This window comes from Salarchaeum japonicum (assembly GCF_049705945.1).
GTDB lineage: Archaea > Halobacteriota > Halobacteria > Halobacteriales > Halobacteriaceae > Salarchaeum > Salarchaeum japonicum_A.
This window is the reverse complement of the sequence record NZ_JBNAMV010000004.1, coordinates 877,709-895,811: the sequence shown is the minus strand read 5'-3', so window position 1 is coordinate 895,811 and position 18,103 is coordinate 877,709. Positions and strand designations below refer to the sequence as shown.

At 65.8% G+C, this 18,103-nt stretch carries 21 protein-coding genes and 1 tRNA gene; 14 read left to right on the top strand and 8 right to left on the bottom strand.

The window, feature by feature from the left end; translation table 11 throughout:
- Positions 1 to 48: 48 nt before the first annotated feature.
- Positions 49 to 477, top strand: a complete 429-nt coding sequence (locus ACOZ4O_RS06505; protein WP_424524501.1) for a 30S ribosomal protein S12 — start codon at positions 49 to 51, stop codon at positions 475 to 477.
- Positions 474 to 1,085: a 30S ribosomal protein S7 gene (locus ACOZ4O_RS06500; protein ID WP_424524500.1), complete on the top strand. Its 612-nt coding sequence runs from the start codon at positions 474 to 476 to the stop codon at positions 1,083 to 1,085. The genes ACOZ4O_RS06505 and ACOZ4O_RS06500 overlap by 4 nt, the downstream gene beginning before the upstream one ends.
- A 40-nt stretch (positions 1,086 to 1,125) precedes the next feature.
- Here ACOZ4O_RS06500 and ACOZ4O_RS06495 read toward each other — a convergent pair whose 3' ends face one another.
- A complete protein-coding gene (locus ACOZ4O_RS06495) occupies positions 1,126 to 1,887 on the bottom strand; it encodes a DUF5781 family protein (RefSeq protein ID WP_424524499.1) in 762 nt (253 codons plus the stop codon).
- Positions 1,888 to 2,028: 141 nt separating this feature from the next.
- On the opposite strand from ACOZ4O_RS06495, the gene ACOZ4O_RS06490 reads away from it, so the two are divergent.
- The 7 genes from ACOZ4O_RS06490 (at position 2,029) to ACOZ4O_RS06460 (ending at position 9,078) form a co-directional block, all read left to right on the top strand.
- Entirely contained in the window at positions 2,029 to 4,215 is a 2,187-nt protein-coding gene (locus ACOZ4O_RS06490) for an elongation factor EF-2 (RefSeq protein ID WP_424524498.1), read from the top strand.
- A 221-nt stretch (positions 4,216 to 4,436) separates the two neighbouring features.
- The gene (locus tag ACOZ4O_RS06485; RefSeq protein ID WP_424524497.1) at positions 4,437 to 4,967 is read left to right on the top strand and encodes an amino acid-binding protein; all 531 of its coding nucleotides are present in this window, start codon (positions 4,437 to 4,439) and stop codon (positions 4,965 to 4,967) included.
- Complete coding sequence (locus ACOZ4O_RS06480; protein WP_424524496.1) at positions 4,968 to 5,912, top strand: homoserine dehydrogenase; 945 nt, start codon at positions 4,968 to 4,970, stop codon at positions 5,910 to 5,912.
- A gap of 137 nt (positions 5,913 to 6,049) precedes the next feature.
- Positions 6,050 to 7,315 carry a translation elongation factor EF-1 subunit alpha gene (gene tuf / locus ACOZ4O_RS06475; RefSeq protein ID WP_424524495.1) on the top strand — a complete coding sequence of 422 codons (1,266 nt, stop codon included), beginning with the start codon at positions 6,050 to 6,052 and terminating at the stop codon, positions 7,313 to 7,315.
- Positions 7,316 to 7,322: 7 nt separating this feature from the next.
- Entirely contained in the window at positions 7,323 to 7,631 is a 309-nt protein-coding gene (rpsJ, locus tag ACOZ4O_RS06470; RefSeq protein WP_424524494.1) for a 30S ribosomal protein S10, read from the top strand.
- Between the two features lie 271 nt (positions 7,632 to 7,902).
- A complete protein-coding gene (locus tag ACOZ4O_RS06465) occupies positions 7,903 to 8,907 on the top strand; it encodes a methyltransferase domain-containing protein (protein ID WP_424524493.1) in 1,005 nt (334 codons plus the stop codon).
- Between the two features lie 99 nt (positions 8,908 to 9,006).
- Positions 9,007 to 9,078, top strand: a tRNA-Ala gene (locus ACOZ4O_RS06460).
- A gap of 73 nt (positions 9,079 to 9,151) precedes the next feature.
- Here ACOZ4O_RS06460 and ACOZ4O_RS06455 read toward each other — a convergent pair.
- The 3 genes from ACOZ4O_RS06455 to ACOZ4O_RS06445 form a co-directional block, all read right to left on the bottom strand.
- Entirely contained in the window at positions 9,152 to 9,670 is a 519-nt protein-coding gene (locus ACOZ4O_RS06455) for a type IV pilin (RefSeq protein ID WP_424524492.1), read from the bottom strand.
- 223 nt (positions 9,671 to 9,893) lie between these two features.
- Positions 9,894 to 10,673, bottom strand: coding sequence for a response regulator (locus ACOZ4O_RS06450; RefSeq protein WP_424524491.1), 780 nt, complete (start codon positions 10,671 to 10,673; stop codon positions 9,894 to 9,896).
- A gap of 66 nt (positions 10,674 to 10,739) precedes the next feature.
- Positions 10,740 to 12,029, bottom strand: a complete 1,290-nt coding sequence (locus ACOZ4O_RS06445; RefSeq protein ID WP_424524490.1) for an RNB domain-containing ribonuclease — start codon at positions 12,027 to 12,029, stop codon at positions 10,740 to 10,742.
- 104 nt (positions 12,030 to 12,133) lie between these two features.
- Between ACOZ4O_RS06445 and ACOZ4O_RS06440 the strand changes: the two genes are divergently transcribed.
- Both ACOZ4O_RS06440 and ACOZ4O_RS06435 read left to right on the top strand, forming a co-directional pair.
- Positions 12,134 to 12,613: an RNA-binding protein gene (locus ACOZ4O_RS06440; protein WP_424524489.1), complete on the top strand. Its 480-nt coding sequence runs from the start codon at positions 12,134 to 12,136 to the stop codon at positions 12,611 to 12,613.
- A 54-nt stretch (positions 12,614 to 12,667) separates the two neighbouring features.
- On the top strand, positions 12,668 to 12,859 hold the full coding sequence (locus tag ACOZ4O_RS06435; protein WP_424524488.1) for a hypothetical protein: 192 nt from the start codon (positions 12,668 to 12,670) through the stop codon (positions 12,857 to 12,859).
- On the opposite strand, the gene ACOZ4O_RS06430 is transcribed toward ACOZ4O_RS06435, so the two are convergent.
- The gene (locus tag ACOZ4O_RS06430; RefSeq protein ID WP_424524487.1) at positions 12,860 to 13,642 is read right to left on the bottom strand and encodes a DUF1028 domain-containing protein; all 783 of its coding nucleotides are present in this window, start codon (positions 13,640 to 13,642) and stop codon (positions 12,860 to 12,862) included. It abuts the gene before it with no gap.
- Positions 13,643 to 13,736: 94 nt separating this feature from the next.
- On the opposite strand from ACOZ4O_RS06430, the gene ACOZ4O_RS06425 reads away from it, so the two are divergent.
- Positions 13,737 to 14,090, top strand: a complete 354-nt coding sequence (locus tag ACOZ4O_RS06425; protein WP_424524486.1) for a cell division protein SepF — start codon at positions 13,737 to 13,739, stop codon at positions 14,088 to 14,090.
- A gap of 6 nt (positions 14,091 to 14,096) precedes the next feature.
- On the opposite strand, the gene ACOZ4O_RS06420 is transcribed toward ACOZ4O_RS06425, so the two are convergent.
- Complete coding sequence (locus tag ACOZ4O_RS06420; RefSeq protein WP_424524485.1) at positions 14,097 to 14,492, bottom strand: DUF5611 family protein; 396 nt, start codon at positions 14,490 to 14,492, stop codon at positions 14,097 to 14,099.
- A 41-nt stretch (positions 14,493 to 14,533) separates the two neighbouring features.
- The gene (locus ACOZ4O_RS06415; protein ID WP_424524484.1) at positions 14,534 to 15,502 is read right to left on the bottom strand and encodes a DUF7093 family protein; all 969 of its coding nucleotides are present in this window, start codon (positions 15,500 to 15,502) and stop codon (positions 14,534 to 14,536) included.
- 85 nt (positions 15,503 to 15,587) lie between these two features.
- On the opposite strand from ACOZ4O_RS06415, the gene ACOZ4O_RS06410 reads away from it, so the two are divergent.
- Positions 15,588 to 15,875 carry a DUF6432 family protein gene (locus ACOZ4O_RS06410; protein ID WP_424524483.1) on the top strand — a complete coding sequence of 96 codons (288 nt, stop codon included), beginning with the start codon at positions 15,588 to 15,590 and terminating at the stop codon, positions 15,873 to 15,875.
- Between the two features lie 46 nt (positions 15,876 to 15,921).
- Positions 15,922 to 16,995: an aminomethyltransferase family protein gene (locus ACOZ4O_RS06405; RefSeq protein WP_424524482.1), complete on the top strand. Its 1,074-nt coding sequence runs from the start codon at positions 15,922 to 15,924 to the stop codon at positions 16,993 to 16,995.
- On the opposite strand, the gene ACOZ4O_RS06400 is transcribed toward ACOZ4O_RS06405, so the two are convergent.
- A complete protein-coding gene (locus ACOZ4O_RS06400; RefSeq protein ID WP_424524481.1) occupies positions 16,992 to 18,083 on the bottom strand; it encodes a geranylgeranyl reductase family protein in 1,092 nt (363 codons plus the stop codon). The two genes, ACOZ4O_RS06405 and ACOZ4O_RS06400, sit on opposite strands and share 4 nt — an antisense overlap.
- Positions 18,084 to 18,103: the final 20 nt, after the last annotated feature.

The window sequence follows — 18,103 nt, the reverse complement described above, 5'->3', positions numbered from 1 at the left end:
TCGACGCGAAAGGCCGAATTTAAGTATTTGCCTCCGTAATCCATCCGTATGGCTAACGGCAAGTATGCCGCCCGTAAGCTGAAGAAGGACCGCCAGAGTCACCGGTGGTCCGACTCGGATTACGCGCGGCGAGAGCGCGGGCTCCGGTCGAAGTCCGACCCGCTCGAGGGCGCGCCGCAGGGTCGCGGCATCGTCCTGGAGAAGGTTGGTATCGAAGCAAAGCAGCCGAACTCGGCGATCCGGAAGTGCGTCCGAGTGCAGCTCATCAAGAACGGGAAGCAGGTCACCGCGTTCTGTCCCGGTGACGGCGCTATCTCGTTCATCGACGAGCACGACGAGGTCACCATCGCCGGTATCGGCGGTGCGAAGGGTCGTGCGATGGGCGACCTCTCCGGCGTGAACTACAAGGTCGAGAAAGTGAACGGTGTCTCGATGATCGAGCTCGTGCGTGGGAACGCGGAGAAGCCGGTACGATGAGCAGCGACGCACCCGAGCCCGAGACGCCCGCTGGCAGCGAGGAGGCGGAGGCGAACGCCGAACTCTTCGGGAAGTGGAGCGTCACGGACATCCAGTACCGCGACCCGAGCACGCGGCGCTACATCACGGTCACGCCCATCGCGCACACGATGGGGCGACACGCGAACAAGCAGTTCAAGAAGAGCGAGATCTCCATCGTGGAGCGCCTCACGAACCGTCTGATGCAGACGGAGGACAACACGGGGAAGAAGCAGAAGGCCCTCCAGATCGTGCGCGAGGCGTTCGACACGATTCACGAGCGCACGGAGGAGAACCCCGTGCAGGTGCTCGTGCGCGCGGTCGAGAACGCCGCGCCCCGCGAGGAGACGGTTCGCCTGAAGTACGGCGGTATCTCGGTGCCGAAGGCGGTCGACGTTGCGCCTCAGCGCCGCGTTGACCAGGCGTTGAAGTTCATCGCGGACGGCATGCACTCCGCGTCCTTCAAGTCGGCCACGAGCGCGTCGGACGCGCTCGCGGAGCAGCTCCTCGGTGCGGCTGACTACGACGTGCAGACGTACGCCGTCAGTCAGAAGGAGGAGAAGGAACGCGTCGCCGCGGCGGCACGCTAACGCGGTTTTCTTTCGTTTCTCACAGCCGAGTAGCGGTTGCTCAGTCCGCGGCGGGGCCGTTCGTGGTCGGTTGGCTGTCGACGTACGCGCGGACGAGGTCGACGAGTTCGCGGCGGTACGTGGACTGGTCGGGGTCGTCTGCGAAGGACGCGAAGCGGTCGCGGAACTCGTCGACGCTCACGTGGGGCGTGTCCTCGTCCGCGGCGTGCGCGAGGTCGTAGAGTCGGCTGGTCGGACTGATGGCGTCGTGGCGTTCGAGGAGCGCGAGCGCGAACGCGGCGTTCACGGCGGTCATCCCGGGGTCGGCGCCGGCGGTGATGCGGTGGCCGTCCCGGGCCGGCTCGGGGCGGTCGGAGACGGCGGCGGCGAGTTCGGATTCGAGGAACGCCGCGAGCTTATCCGCCGGGCCGACGGTGAGCGTGATGTCGTCGGCGTAGATGTCCTTCGCGTGGTTCGCGAGCTGATAGCACTGCGTGAGCACGCGCCGCTCGACCTGTCGTCCGGGAAGCGCGAGGAAGAGGACTTCGTCCATCGAGAGCGTGTGGGAGGGATGGCCTTCCTCGTGGCGGTGCATGTGCGCGTACTCGTGGAGCGCGAGTTCGCGCGCCATCGCGGACGTGGCGGCCTTCCGAGAGATGTTGAGGACGTGGTGGTCGTCGTGGTGGCCCGCCCACGTGCGCTCGTCCGGGTTCTCGCGGACGTGGACGTGCACGGGCTTACTGAGGTCGTGGTCTATCTCGAAGACGTCACGGGCACCGAGAAACGGTGCGGTCGGACCCGCACCTTGCACGAGAACATCCATGTAAGTCGTTAGCACGGTTCGAGCGAATAAGGCTCTTGCGCCCGCCGCGGGTCCTGCTGTGATACCCGATACCGTACGGAGACGGCTTCCTCGCGGAGAAACACTACCCTTTTGAACCCGCTGCCGGTATAATCCTCCATAATGGGCCGACGCAAGAAGATCGTCGAACAGTGCGAGCGGCTGATGGACGAACCGGAGAACATCCGGAACATCGCCATCGCCGCCCACGTCGACCACGGGAAGACCACCCTCACCGACAACCTCCTCGCCGGCGCGGGGATGATCTCCGACGAGACCGCGGGCGAGCAGCTCGCGATGGACACGGAGGAGGACGAACAGGAGCGCGGTATCACCATCGACGCCGCGAACGTCTCCATGACGCACGAGTACGAGGATACGAACCACCTCGTGAACCTCATCGACACGCCCGGCCACGTCGACTTCGGTGGCGACGTGACGCGTGCGATGCGTGCGGTCGACGGCGCGCTCGTCGTCGTGGACGCCGTCGAGGGCGCGATGCCGCAGACGGAGACCGTCGTCCGGCAGGCGCTCCGCGAGGGCGTGAAGCCGACGCTGTTCATCAACAAGGTCGACCGCCTCATCAGCGAACTCCAGGAAGGCCCGCAGGAGATGCAGGAGCGGCTTCTCGACGTCATCAACGACGTGAACGAGCTCATTCGCGGGATGACCGAGGACCGCGACGACATCGACGACTGGACGGTCAGCGTCGAGGACGGCACGGTCGCGTTCGGGTCCGCGCTCTACAAGTGGGGCGTCTCGATGCCGTCGATGCAGCGCACCGGCATCGACTTCGGTGACATCATCGACCTCGAACGCAACGACAAGCGCCAGGAACTCCACGACCGCACGCCGCTCGCGGATGTCGTCCTGGACATGGTCGCGGAGCACTTCCCGAACCCCATCGAGGCGCAGCCCCGCCGTATTCCCACTGTCTGGCGTGGCGACGCGGACTCCGACCTCGCCCACGACATGCGGGACGTCAACCCCGACGGCGAAGTCGTCCTCATGGTGACCGACATCGGCGTCGACCCCCACGCGGGCGAAATCGCCGCGGGTCGTGTCTTCTCCGGAACGCTGGAGAAGGGCCAGGACCTCCACGTCTCCGGTACCGCGAACACGAACCGCGTGCAGTCCGTCGGTATCTACATGGGTGGCGAACGCGAGGAAGTCGACCGTGTTCCCGCCGGCAACATCGCCGCTGTCACCGGTCTGAAGGACGCCATCGCCGGCTCCACGGTCTCCTCGGTGGAGATGACGCCGTTCGAGTCCATCGAACACATCAGCGAGCCCGTCATCACGAAGTCCATCGAGGCGAAGAACATGGACGACCTGCCGAAGCTCATCGAGACGCTCCAGCAGGTCGCGAAGGAGGACCCCACCATCCAGATCGAGATCAACGAGGACACCGGCGAACACCTCGTCAGCGGTCAGGGTGAACTCCACCTCGAAGTCATCACGCAGCGCATCGAGCGCAACCAGGGCATCCCGGTCATCACGGGCGAACCCATCGTCGTCTACCGGGAAGCGCCGACTCAGGAGTCCCGCGAGGTCGAAGGGCGTTCCCCGAACAACCACAACCGGTTCTACATCACCGTCGAACCGCTCGAGCAGGACATCGTCGACGCCATCCAGCTCGGCGAGGTCTCCATGGACATGCCCGAGCAGGAACGCCGCGAGGCGCTTCAGGACCTCGGGATGGACAAGGACACCACGCAGAACGTCGAGGAGATCCACAAGACGAACGTCTTCATCGACGACACGAAGGGTATCCAGCACCTGAACGAGACGATGGAACTCGTCCTCGAAGGCCTGCAGGGCGCCCTCGACAACGGCCCGCTCGCGAACGAGCCCGTTCAGGGCGCGCTGTTCCGCCTGCACGACGCTCGTCTCCACGAGGACGCCATCCACCGCGGCCCCGCACAGGTCATCCCCGCAGTGCGTGACGCGGTCCACCGCGCGCTCATCGACGCGCAGGTTCGCCTCCTCGAACCGATTCAGGACGTCCGCATCGACGTCCCGAGCGAGCACATGGGCGCGGCGTCCGGCGAGATTCAGGGTCGCCGTGGCCGCGTCGACGACATGTACCAGGAAGGCGACTTGATGGTCGTCGAGGGCATCGCGCCCGTCGAGGAGATGATCGGCTTCTCCAGCGACATCCGCTCCGCGACCGAGGGTCGCGCGTCCTGGAACACCGAGAACGCCGGCTTCCGCGTGCTCTCCGACAACCTCCAGCCCGAGAAGATCACGGAGATTCGAGAGCGCAAGGGCATGAAGACCGAGCTCCCCGAGAGCATCGACTACTTCTAACGCCGTCGTTCGACCGCGGGCCTCCACACCCGTTCACCGTTTCACGATAGTTCCGGGAGCGGTGCGTCCGGCAATTTCGACCCCTGCCGAAGGCTTATACCGCACAGGGATGTGAGGAGTGGGTATGCACGCAGGCAGGGATGCTGCGAGCCGTATCGACGCGGAGCCACCGGTATCGCGCTTCGCGTCGACAATTAGGGACATCCCGACTGCACGAGGTGGTGGCCGTGAGTGAGGACGCGGTGCGGCAGGCGCACACGGTCCGCCTCGAACTCGTGGACGAACCGGGCGAACTCCTCGCGGCGCTCCAGCCCATCGCGGAGAACGGCGGGAACCTCCTGAGCGTGTTCCACGAACGGGGGCACGTCACGCCGCGCGGCCACATTCCCGTGGAGGTCGACCTCGAGTGTACGGCCGGCCAGTTCGACACCATCGTCGAGGCGCTCCGGGAGAACGGCGTGAACGTCACGCAAGCCGGTGCGGAGGCGTACGGCGAAGAGGTGACGGTCATCATCGCCGGCCACCTCGTCGACACCGACCTCTCGGACACGCTCTCCCGGCTCGAATCGGAGGCGGAGGCGAGCGTGACGGACTTCTCGTTGAGTTCGGAGGAAGGAACGAGCGAGCGGTCGAGCGCGCGCGTCCGACTTGCCGTCGAATCCGGGTCCGTGGAACGCACGCTGGAGGCGGTACGCAGTATCGCGGACGAGAAGGGACTGCGCGTGGTTGCGCCGTTCGCGGGGGTGGCCTGAATGCGGCTCTGCATCTTCGGTGCGGGTGCGGTCGGAGCGTCGGTCGCTCGGCTCGCGGGCGACTACGGACACACGGTGACGGCGTTCGCGGATTCGACTGGCGCGGCCGTCGACGCCGGTGGTATCGACGTTGCGGGCGCGCTCGCGCACAAGGACCGCGTCGGGTCGGTCGGCGAGTCCGATCCGGCGGACGCGCTCGCGGCCGAGTACGACGTGCTCGTGGAGGCGACACCGACGACGCTCGGGGACGCACACCCCGGGTTCGAGCACGTCGAGGCGGCGTTCGACCGCGACAAGCACGTCGTGCTCGCGAACAAGGGTCCGGTCGCCGAACGCTACGACGACGTGGTCGCGCTCGCTGATTCGAGCGCGGGCGAACTCCGGTTTGAGGCGACTGTCGCCGGAACGATTCCCGTTCTCTCCACTATCGAAGGCGTCGGTGCGGCGCGCGTGAACGCGGTGCGGGGCGTGTTCAACGGAACCGCGAACTTCGTGCTTTCCCGGATGAGCGCCGACGGACTGGGGTACGAGCACGTGCTCGCGGAAGCCCAGGACTTGGGCGTGGCGGAAGCCGACCCCTCGTTCGACGTGGACGGCACGGACGCCGCGCTCAAGGGCGCGATTCTCGCGAACGTCATCCACGGCGGCGGGTACTCGCTCGCGGATGTGGACGTGGAAGGCATCGAGGACTTCCCGGGGAGCGCACTGGAGGTCGCCGCGGAGGACGGTCGGACGGTCCGCCTCATCGGCGAGGTCACCGCAGGCGGCGACATCCGCGTCAGCCCGCGCCTCGTCCCTGAAAACGACCCGCTCGCCGTCACCGGCACGGACAACATCGTCCAGCTCGACACGGAGCACGCGGGCCGACTGAACCTCAGCGGCGCGGGCGCGGGCGGTCCCGAGACCGCGACGGCGGTGCTGGCGGACATCACGCGACTCCCCTGACTGGGGGGAGTTAGCACGACACTTACTCTCACTAATCGCCAGACTGCGCGGCGATGCGGCTAAGGAGATTCCGAAATGGTTTTAACCGAATCAGGCGAATAAAACGCACAGAGCGCACTTACGCGCGAATCCTGACCATGAGCGACAAACCGCACCAGAACCTGGCCGTCATCGGCCACGTTGACCACGGAAAGAGCACGATGGTCGGCCGACTCCTCTACGAAACGGGGAGCGTGCCCGAGCACGTCATCGAACAGCACAAGGAAGAAGCCGAGGAGAAGGGCAAGGGCGGATTCGAGTTCGCCTACGTCATGGACAACCTCGCGGAAGAGCGTGAGCGCGGTGTCACCATCGACATCGCCCACCAGGAGTTCGACACCGACGATTACTACTTCACTATCGTCGACTGTCCGGGCCACCGCGACTTCGTGAAGAACATGATCACGGGCGCGTCCCAGGCCGACAACGCCGTTCTCGTCGTCGCCGCCGACGACGGTGTCGCGCCCCAGACCCGCGAGCACGTCTTCCTCGCGCGCACCCTCGGTATCGACGAACTCATCGTCGCCGTCAACAAGATGGACGTCGTCGACTACGAGGAAGCCACCTACAAGCAGGTCGTCTCCGACGTGAAAGACCTCTTCAAGCAGGTCCAGTTCAACACGGACGACGCCTCCTTCATCCCGACGTCCGCCTTCGAGGGCGACAACGTCTCGGAAGCCTCCGAGAACACGCCGTGGTACGACGGCGAAACGCTCCTCGAGGCCCTCAACAGCCTGCCGGAGCCGCAGCCGCCGACGGACGCGCCGCTGCGCCTCCCGATTCAGGACGTCTACACCATCTCCGGCATCGGTACCGTCCCTGTCGGACGTATCGAGACTGGAACGATGAACACGGGCGACAACGTCAGCTTCCAGCCGTCTGATGTCGGTGGCGAGGTCAAGACCATCGAGATGCACCACGAGGAAGTCCCGAGCGCCGAGCCCGGTGACAACGTCGGATTCAACGTGCGCGGCATCGGCAAGGACGACATCCGTCGCGGTGACGTCTGTGGTCCCGCCGACGAACCGCCGACGGTCGCGGAGACGTTCACGGCGCAGGTCGTCGTGATGCAGCACCCGTCCGTCATCACGGCCGGCTACACGCCCGTCTTCCACGCCCACACGGCGCAGGTCGCGTGTACCATCGAATCCATCGACAAGAAGATGGACCCCGCGAGCGGCGAGGTCGCCGAGGAGAACCCGGACTTCATCCAGTCCGGCGACGCCGCGGTCGTCACCGTCCGCCCGCAGAAGCCCCTCAGCATCGAGCCGTCCTCCGAGATTCCGGAACTCGGCTCCTTCGCGGTCCGCGACATGGGTCAGACCATCGCGGCCGGCAAGGTCCTCGACGTCAACGAGGCCTAACTAACGCATGCAACAGGCACGCGTTCGCCTCGCCGGTGTCAGTCCCGACGACCTCGACGACATCTGCGCTGATGTCCGAGAGATCGCGGAGAAAACCGGCGTTAACCTCAGCGGGCCGGTTCCGCTCCCCACAAAAACTCTCGAAGTCCCCTCGCGAAAGTCCCCCGACGGTGAAGGGACGGCGACGTGGGAACACTGGGAGATGCGCGTCCACAAGCGTCTTATCGACATCGACGCGGACGAACGCGCGCTCCGACAGCTCATGCGAATCCAGGTCCCGAACGACGTCAGTATCGAAATCGTTCTGGAAGACTAAGAAGCGCTCCGCGCTTCTGAACAGCCAAACGGCAACGCCGTGAGGCAGAGTCAGCCCTTCGGGCTGACTAACCTAGCAAGCGGGCGTCGCCCGCGAGCCGAGAAGCGCGGAGCGCTTCTCACTGAGCGGCTCTCACGCGACTCTACTCTCTCCGTTATTCGACTCGCGTAGCGGCGGTGCTCGCACGCCGAAGCCGTTCACGGCCGTCGACGGCCCACAGCGGCCGATAGGCGGTCTATAACATTGTCGCCGGTCCGGTACGGTCCCGGTAATGCTACCGCAACGACTCAGGCGGACGTTCGACCAGGCGAAGACGCGAGCGAAGTCCAGCGAGACGCTGTACAGTCTCGTGTACGATGTCGTGAACGCCGGGGAGTTCAGTGACCTCTACGAGCACGAGAAGATGCTGGCCGACTCCATCCGCATCGACAACTACGCCGCGGCTATCCACCGGCACGTGTCGTCTGACGACGTGGTCGTTGACCTCGGAACCGGCACCGGTATCTTGGCGATACTGGCGGCACGCGAGGGCGCGACCGTCTACGCCATCGACCACTCGGAGTTCATTGAGGTCGCGGAACTGGTCGCCGAACACAACGACGTGACGGACATCGACTTCCGACAGGTCCACAGCAAGGATTTCTCGTGCCCGGAGCCAGTCGACATCCTCCTCCACGAGCAGATGGGTGACGACCTATTCAACGAGAACCTCGTCGAGAACGTCCTGGACTTCAAAGAACGGTGCCTCGCCGACGACGCGCGGATTCTCCCCGGGCGCTTCGAACTGTTCCTCGAACCAGTCACGTTGACGGACGACGAACGCTTCCCGTTCATTCACGAGCTGTCGGTCGCGGGCGTCGACTTCGGCGTGCTCGAAAACCATCCACTGTTGGACCCGTACAAGTCCACGGGCTACGAACGCCGGTTCGCCGACGCGTCGGCCGTCGACGGCTTCCTCTCGACGCCAGAGCCGATACTCTCGTTCGACCTCAATGACATGGAGAACGGGGACGCCCTCTCGTCGGAGCTGACTGCGTCCCGCCGCGTCGACCGAGCCGGCGTGATGGACGGACTGTGCTTGTTCTTCGGCGTCACGTTCGACGACGATACCCACTTCGACACGTCCCCGTTCCACACCAACACGTCCTGGCGGAACCGAGTACTGCGGACGCCCCAGCGAGAGTACGCCACCGACGACGAAATCGCGTACACCGTCGACATTGACTTCCTCACCAACACCGGCATGTGGGAGGTGGACGTCCACGGCTCGACGTGACCCGGAACGACGCGGACGAGGTTGCGTCCCCAGCCGCTCCACGCGCCGCCGTACTGGAAACAGAAGCCTGAAATACATCGGTCGACTTCAATCGGATGCGGGCTCGTAGATCAGTGGTAGATCGCTTCCTTCGCAAGGAAGAGGCCCTGGGTTCAAATCCCAGCGAGTCCACTTCACTTCCTTTCGCTTCGCTTCAGCCGCTCAGTGGAATCGCGCTCGTCGAAAAAAGAATGGGTCCAGGGGGTTACTCGACGGCGACAGTCGCGGTCGAGACGGTCGAACCGGATTCAGTGTCGATGACCTGTACGGTGAAGTCGCCTGCGGTCACCGAATCGTTCTCTACTTCACTGATTGTGAGCTGGTCACCGGCGTCGAATGAGCTGTCCGCGAGCGTGCTCGATATGTTCAGATTCCCGGTTGTTTCCCAGTCTTCGTCACTACTGTTCCAGTTGATGTCCGCGATCTGCGCGCCGGATTCGTTGGTTACTGTGAGGCGGAGGTTGGACTGCTTGATGGAATCGCCCTGCTGGTGATTGACGTACAGGACGGTGTCAACCGTGCTTGAGTTGAGTTGGCCGCCGGCGTCAGAGGCTCCGATGCTGGCCGTGGGTGCGGTGTTCTGGATGTCGTTGCCGAGGTTGAGGACGAACGCGCCGATGACCGCCGCGAGAATTACTGTGATGGCGACCATCAGGATAACCCCGATGACGGGGCTGACGGCCCGGTCGTCGTCCGCTTCGAGGGATGGGATGGTGAGTTTCATTGGTTGCTTGCACTCTGGATGGCCGGCAACGCCATAGCGGCTGACGCGCTAGTAGCGGTTGGGAGGCCGCTTTCTTTCGGCACCCTGCGTGCGTACCTATCAAGTGGGCTTCTACTTGCTTAAAAGCATTCGCCGAGTACGTTGACATTACCTCTGTGCTGTCCGGCACACACGGGGTAACTAACACGCCGCGTTCGCGGTCGTTTCGGATTATTCCCCGTCGTTAGTCGTCGACGGGTCGCATGACACCCGTGAAGAGGAGACCGTCGCTCCGGGTTTCGTACTCGTCGAACGCGATTTCGACGGTGCGTTCGGTGCCGTCAGCGTGTACCGCGGGGAACTCGGTGCCGTTCCAGTCCACGTGCGTCTCGCCGGTTTCGAGGTAGGACTCGACGGCGGTCTCGTGGTCGTCGGCGAGGCGGTCCGGAATGATGGTGTCGAGGCGTTCGCCGTCGAGGTCGCTGGGAGTGTAGCCGAGAAGGTCCTCGACGGCGTCGTTCACGTACTCGATGTGACTAGTCTCGTCGATGGTGATGACGGTGTACTCGGTGTTCTTCACGAGCGCGTCGAACCGGGCTTTCGCGCGTTCGAGGTCGGCGCGCGCTTCGGCCTGTTCGATGGCGTTCTGGGTGCGGTTCGCGAGCAAGTCGTACTTCTCGGGACTGCCCTTCGGGAGGTAATCGGTCGCGCCCGCGGAGATGGCTTTGCTCGCGACGAGTTCGCTGCCACGCGCGGTGAACAGGAGGAAGGGGAGCGCGGGGTAGTCTTCGCGGATGTCTTCGAGGAGGTCGATGCCGGTGGCGTGCGGCATCTGGTAGTCGGAGATAACGCAGTGAACAGTCGATTCTTCGAGGCGGTCGAGTGCGTCCGCAGCGCTCGTCTCGATGACGGTTTCGAGGTTCGTGCCGTCTTCGAGGTAGAGACTGATCGTTGCGGCGACCTCTTCGTCGTCGTCGACGACGAGGACGCGGTACGGCGTCGTGTCGTCCCCGGCAGAATCCATCGTGTGCCGTCTGTCTGCGCTCCCCCTACTTAGTAGTTCTCAGGGCTGTTCATCGAGGCAGGTTTATCAGTACTCGATGTCGTCGACGTCCGCGACCTCGATACCGCGGTTGTTCACGGCGTTCGGGTCGAGGCCGACCTCCTCGAGGAACTGCTTGTACTCGCGTTCGCACTGTTCGCCGTCCTTCTGTTTCTCGCTCGCGTGGTCGCAGAGTTCGATGAGCGTCTCCGGCACGTCGTTCTGGTAGACGATCCAGTGGTTCACGAGGTCGCTCATCCGCCGAATCGGGCTCGTGAAGTGGCCGTAGATTTCGAAGTTCAGCGCGTGATGGCCGCCGAAGGGGTCGTTCATGTACTTCGCGCGCGGCATCACCTTCATCACCGCCCACTGAATCTTCCCGAGTTGGCGGTCGGGCGCTTGCTCCAGCGTCGCGTTCACGGCCTTCCGCGGGTCGTCCCAGGAGTCTCCGGGAACGGAGACGCCGTCGAGTTCCTGAATCTCGCGGAGCGCGTCGCCCCACTCGTCGGGACTCGGCTGGGGGTGGACGCGGTAGACGGCTTCAACGCCACGCGACCACATGAGCTCGTGCGTGACCGCCTTGTTCGCCTTCAGCATGCTCTCCTCGATGATGGTGTGCGCGCGGTCCCGCCGCGGGTTCAGCACGAGCGAGCCGTCCTCCTTGCGCTGTTCGTGCATCTGGTCCGCGAGGTCGAACACGAGCGAAATCTCGTCGTGCAGCGGACTCTCCGGGTCGTCGAGGCGGTCCTCGGCCTGCGTGTACGTGAGGCGTTCGTCCGAGTGGATGACGGACTTGTAGATGTCGATGGTCTCGTACCCCAGCGTCTCCTTGTCGAGGTGCATCTCGACCGTGTGCGCGAGCCGGTCCTCGTTCGGGACGAGCGAACACACAGTCTCCGCGAGCACGGGCGGCAGCATGTGGACCGTGTACCCGGGGAGGTAGACGGTGTTCGCGCGCGTCACCGCGGACTCCCACATCTCCGTGTCCGGCGTGACGTAGTGAGTCACGTCCGCGATGTGCACCCAGAGCACGTACTCGTCCTCGCGCTCCTCGACGCTGATCGCGTCGTCGAAGTCCTGCGCGTCGACGGGATCGGTCGTCCACGTCGTCATCTCCCGGAGGTCTTCGCGCTCGCCGAGTTCGTCCTGAATCTCTTGCTGGACGCCCTCCGTGCGCGCTTCCGCTTCCTCGACGACCTCGGGCGGGAACGCGTCCTCGATACCGAACTTCTCGAAGAGGTCCTCGCGCTTCGATTCGAGTCGGTCCGCGAGGTCCTGGGGGACGCGCACGGGCCCCTGTCCGTCCGGGGTGCCCGCCGCGGCCTGCTCGTCTGACATACCCCGGAATACGTGAGTCCCGTAGTTAGTGGTGTCGCCCTCCGCACGCCGACACGACATCGTGAGACGGACGTTTTAAGCGGTGAGCCCACCCATCAAGGGGTATGGAGATCTCTTCGCGCCACCACTTGCGGAGCGACGAAGTGTCGCGCCTGAACGACAACCTCGAGGACACGCTCGGGGTGTCGTTCGACGCGGACACCTACGAACTCGTGGAACTCACGGACTCCGAGTTCGACCTCATCCTCGTGGACGGCGAACCGCTCGCGTGCTACATCGACGACGAACCGTTCGTTACCGTGCGCGGCGCGAACGAAACGAACCCCGAGACGGGAACGGTCACGGTGGACGCGGGCGCTATCTCGTTCGTGAGCGGCGGTGCGGACGTGATGCGGCCCGGTATCGTCGACGCGACCGACTCCATCAGCGAGGGCGACCTCGTCGTCATCGTGGAGGAGACGCACGGGAAGGCGCTCGCGGTCGGCCGCGCGCTCGTCGATGGGAGCGAGATGACCGGGGACTCCGGGAAGGTCGTTGAGTCCATTCACCACGTCGGCGACGACCTCTACGAGTTCGTTCCCTGACTATTTCGGAGAAAATTATATGCGGTCGGTCGCTGTACTCCCAGCCGAAGCACGATGGTTCGCGACCAGTCACGCCGCGACGAACCCTGTCCCATCTGCGAAGCCACCACGCAACACGTGGTCACCATCGAAGTCCGCCAGGAACGCCCGGACGGCGAGAACTGTGCGTACTCCCGCGAACCCTACCGTGTCACCGAGTGCACCGTCTGTGGCGACTCACGAGCCAGCCGCGTCCGTAGCGCCTAACTACTCCGCGCTCCCCGCGTCGGCGCTCCCGCTCGCGTCTTCGTTTGCGTCCGCGTTTTCGTCTGCATCCGCGTTTTCGTCTGCGTCCCCGTCCTCAGCGTCTTCAGCGTCCTCTGCGTACTTTTCGAGCGCCGTCTCCTGGCCCTCGCTCGCGAGGCGGAACGTCTCCCGGAGGTCCTGCACCGGCTCCGTCGTCGCGTCCACCCGCAGGTCGTCGTAGTACGGGTCGAACTCGCGGTCCTCCGTCGTCGCCACCTTCACGGCCGCGGACTGCACTTCGAGGTCTTCGCGCTTGTCCCCGCCCTCGGCCTGCCCCGCGCCGAGCGCGTCGATGAGGCGCTTCGCGAGCGGTTCGTCGCGGTCGCTCTCCTCGTAGGCGGCCGCGGTCTCCTCGATGACGGATTCGCCCGTGAGGAGGTTCCCCGCGACCGTGTAGTTCTCCCCGACGAGGTCGCCGAACCACTCCCCGCACTCCGCGCCCGAGAACGCGAACTCCCCGTCAGCGTCGACGCCGTGAAGCTGGCGCTCCGGCTTCCCGTCGTCCGCGTTCAACAGCGCGTCCAGCGCGTCCTCGACCGCCAGTCCGTCCCCGAGGTATTCGACGCCCTTCCGGCCGAGTTCGACGTTCACGAGGCTCTGCGTCGCCACCGCCCCGTGTTTGGAGACGAACGGACACAGCGTCCCCACGCCCGGCAGCCGCGTCGTCACCGCAACCCCGAACCGGTGCTGGGTGTCGCCGTCGTCGTCCTCGTACTCCTCTCGCACGCAGATACTGAACGTCATACCGAAATGAGAGTCGGGCGTCCCGCGTAAAGGTCCGTGAACCGGCAGACCCGCCTCCGTAAACTCTATTGAGGCGCCTCGGGAGGACTATGGTATGGGATTCATGGATAAAATCCTCGGCGCGGGCGGGAACTCGACCGAGGACTACGTCGAACTCGACGTCGGCGACTTCGAAACGAGCGCCGGCAACGCACGCAAGAGCGTCCACATCGCCGAAATCGACGGTCAAGAGGACGTCATCGCCATCAAGGACGCGGTCTACGACGGCGACGTCGTCATCGCGGACATCACGCGCCTCCGCACCGAGGACAAGATGGTCGACCACGTCATCGACGAACTCCGCCAGGTCGCCCAGGAGGTCGGCGGCGACATCGTCCAGAAGGGCGACGACCAACTCATCGTCACGCCCTCCGGTATCTCCGTCAGCCGCGAAAAACTCAACCGATAACGCGGATTACGAGACGCCGTCCGGCTTGTCCGCGTCGTCTTCGACGGAGCGCTTCATCGAGTCGCGGCGGGACTTCGCGTCCCGGCCGGTCACTTCCTTGAGGAAGTCGTTCTTCGCGCTCACGGCATCCTGCGCGGCGTCCGCGTTCCCCTCCGCAATGACGTCCGCGGCGTCGCGCTCCACGAAGTCCACGCCGAGCTTGTCCTTCTTCCCCGAGTACTCGACGGCGCCCGCGACGATGCGCTTGAACACGGGATTGTCGGGGTCTTCGACGACGAAGAGGTCGCTGCCCTTGTACTCCTCCGTGGCGGTGATGTCTCCGAAGTACTCCTCGACTTTCCCCTTCAGGTCGGGAACTCGGTCTTCGAGGTGCTCTCCCCGCCGCATCTTGTACTCCTTCATGGACGGGAGAAGCCGCGGCGGAACTATAACCCCTTCGTGTCCTACTGCTCCGCGAGGTAGCCCTTCCGGCACTCGGGACAGATGTCGCCCGCGCGCAGCGACGACCCGCTCACCGCCGTCCGATGCCCGCACTGCGGGCAGACGAGTTCACTGCCGTCCGCGTCCGCGGCGCGCTCGGGGTCGATGCTGCCCGTGGACTCGAACCCGGCTTCGACGTACTCCACGTCCTCCTCCCCGTCCGCGGGTTCGGCCTGTGCCGCGGCCTGTCCGCTCCCGTCGAGGTCGACGCCGCCGCCCGTCCCCGGTTTCGCGTCGAACCCCTCGTCATCGCCGTCCACGTCCGGCCACGGGTCGTGCTCGCTCTCGGCGCTCGCGTCCGCCGAGTCCACTGGCTCTGCTGTGTCCGAGCCCCCAGTCTCGGTGCCGCCCTCCGCGTCGGCGTCGAGGACTTCCGCGCTCTCGTCACGCTCGCCCATCGCGTTCTCGGCCTCTTCTCCAGCACCCGCTTCCGTGATGTCGCGTTCGTCCTGCCGGGTGTCGTCCGCGTCCGGCCACTGACCGGGTTCGCGGTCCGCCGGCACCGCCTCTTCGTCCTCGTCGTCGGAGAGGATGACGCCGTCGTCTTCCGCCGCGGACACGTCCTCGAACTCCCCCGTACTGGCTCCCGCAGACGGGCTGTCCGTGGACGCCGGAGCGGCGTCCGCGGCGTTCTCGCCATCGGAGACGCGCGTCACGGCGGCTTCGAGGTCGGGAGCGGGCGACGCGGACGCGTCCGTCGTCGCGCTCGCCGCCTCGGATTCCTCGGCGTCCGCGGAGTCGCGTTCCGCCCGCGGGTCGGGCTTGATGGAGCGGACCTCGGTGTTCTCGCTCACGACCGACTCCGACCCACACCGTTCGCAGACCTTGACCTCGCGAACGGTTTCGATAACCTCGTTTCCGCGTTCTTCGCGCTCGCGTTCGACATCGGGCTCCCCGAAGTCGTGGCCGAGCAGCGAACACCTGAGTCCCATTGGCGAACGCGTATCCGAGCCAGCGACAAAAGACTACCGCTCGCCGGGGAACACGGCTAAGGGCCGGCGACGCGTACGTCTCGCCATGCAGGCAGCGCGCGAACACCGCGACCGAGAGAACCCCCAGACGGAGATACTCGACGTGCTCGTCGGCCGCGACGAGGGGATGACGGTGTTCGAACTCCGCTCGCACGTCGACGCGGACATCGACACCCTCGAAGACGCGCTCTCCGAGCTCAAATCTGACTCCCTCATCGCGGCGGAGACCGAGAACGGCCGCACCGTCATCACCGCCACCGAGCGCGCCGAACCCACCCGCGAGGAGGTCGAGGAGACCTGGGTCGACCGCGTGCTCGACCGCCTTCCGTTCTGACGCCGTTTTCTATGGCTTTAACCGCCCGCGGCTCCGTTCTTCAGATATGACTGTGTTGCGGGAGTTCCACGAGGACTACGGGGCGTCGTTCGTCGAGGTCGGCGACCGCGACCTCCCCGAGGACTACGGCCGGCCCGAGCGCACGCAGCGCGCCGTCCGGAACGCCGCGGGCGCGACCGAGATGGCGTACGGCGTGCTCGTCGTCACGGGCGACGACCGCGTCGACTTCGTCGACAACGCCGTTTCGAACCGCGTCCCCGAGACCGACGGCGAGGGCTGTTACGCGCTCCTGCTCGACGCGCAGGCCCGCGTCCGCACCGACATGTACGTCTACAACGCCGACGACAAACTCCTCGTCTTCACGCCCCCCGAAACCGCGGGCGACCTCGTCGAGGAGTGGCGGGAGAACGTCTTCATCGAGGACGTGGAAATCCGGAACGCCACGACCGACTTCGCGGTGTTCGGCGTGCACGGCCCGAAGTCCACGGAGAAAGTCGCGAGCGTGCTGCACGGCGGCACGCCGCCCGACGACCGCCTCACGTTCGACCGCGGCCGCATCAACGAAGCGGGCGTGACGGTCGTGCGGACGGACGCGCTCGCGGGCGAGGAGGGATACGACGTGGTGTGCGCCGCCGAGGACGCCGAAACCGTGTTCGACACGCTGCTCACGCGGGGATTGAACGCCGCGCCGTTCGGCCGCACCGTCTGGGAGGCGCTCACGCTCGAAGCCGGTACGCCGCTCTTCGAGTACGAACTCCGCGACCGAATCCCGAACGTCGCCGGCGTCCGGAACGCGCTCGACTTCGAAAAGGGCTGCTACGTCGGCCAGGAAATCGTGTCGAAAGTCGAGAACCGCGGCCGCCCCAGCAAGCGCCTCGTCGGCGTTCGGCTGGACGACGCGACGGAGGGAGGCGCTGAAGTCCTCCACGACGGCGACGTCGTGGGAGAACTCACGCGCGTCCGGCACAGCCACACGCTCGACGCCCACCTTGCCCTCGCGTACGTCGACTTCGACACGCCCGCGGACGCGACGCTCGCCGTCGACGACATCCGCGGCGAACTCGAACCGCTGCCGTTCGTCGAGGGGAGCGACCGCTCCGCCCGCCTCCCGACCTACTAGCGCAGCATCGACCGCACCTGCTCCACCGAGAACACGCTCGTCGGGCGGTCCATGTGCACGCCGATTTCACCCTCGAACAACCGCATCCCGAGTTTCTGCACGACCTCCGGCGCGTCGTACCCCATTCGGATGAGCTTCCCCAGCCGAATGTCGCGTTCGAGGTCGTCGCGCCACGCCCGCTCGTAGTCAGCGAGCGTCCGCGGATTCGTTGGGTCGATGGTGGCCGCGGCGTGGTCGGCCGCGGTCATCCCGTAGAGGATGCCGCCGCCCGTGAACGGCTTCGTCATCCCCGCCGCGTCCCCGACGAGGAAGCCGCGCGTGCTCGTCACCGAGTCGGGCGGCCCGACCGGAATCAGCCCCGAACACCGGTGTTCGATGCGCTCCGCGACGCCGTAGTCCTCAACGAGGTCGTCGAACCGCGTCGCCACGTCGCCGTCGGCGGACGGCGCGGCCGCCAGTCCGTACTCCACGCCGCCCGGGCCGCGCGGGATGCGCCACGCGAAAAAGCCCGGCACGGTGAGGTGAACGTCCACGAAGTCCTGGTCGTCCGGCTCGGGGTCGAAGGCGAGCACGCCGTGCAGGAACTCCTCCGGTTCGGGCAGGCCGAGTTCGTCGCGGACGCGCGAGCGCGGGCCGTCACAGCCCGCGACCATCCGCGCCTCGGTCGTGAACACGCCGTCCGGGCCGTTCACCGTCAGCTCGACGTGTCCCGCGCGCTCCGTGACGGCCGTCACCGTATGGCCGTCCCGCACGTCCGCGCCCGCGTCCCCCGCCGCCTCGGCGAGCGTCTTGTCCAACTGAACGCGGTCCACCGCGTTCGAAATCGGCGTCTCCGTGTAGAACTCGTGGCTCTCCGAGCGCGCGCCACCCGTGTGGAATCGCGCGCCGTAGATGTCGTTCTGGAACAACTCCTCGCGCGCCGACTCCGGCACGTACTCCCAGACGTCGAGGCTGACGTGCCCCGAGCACGCGAGCGGTTTCCCTATCTCGCCGCGCTCGAACGCGACCACGTCGTAGCCTTCCTCGGCGGCCCGTCGCGCGAACCGCGCGCCCGGCGGCCCGACGCCCACGACGGCGAAATCGTACATCACTCCGGCGTAGGCCCCGT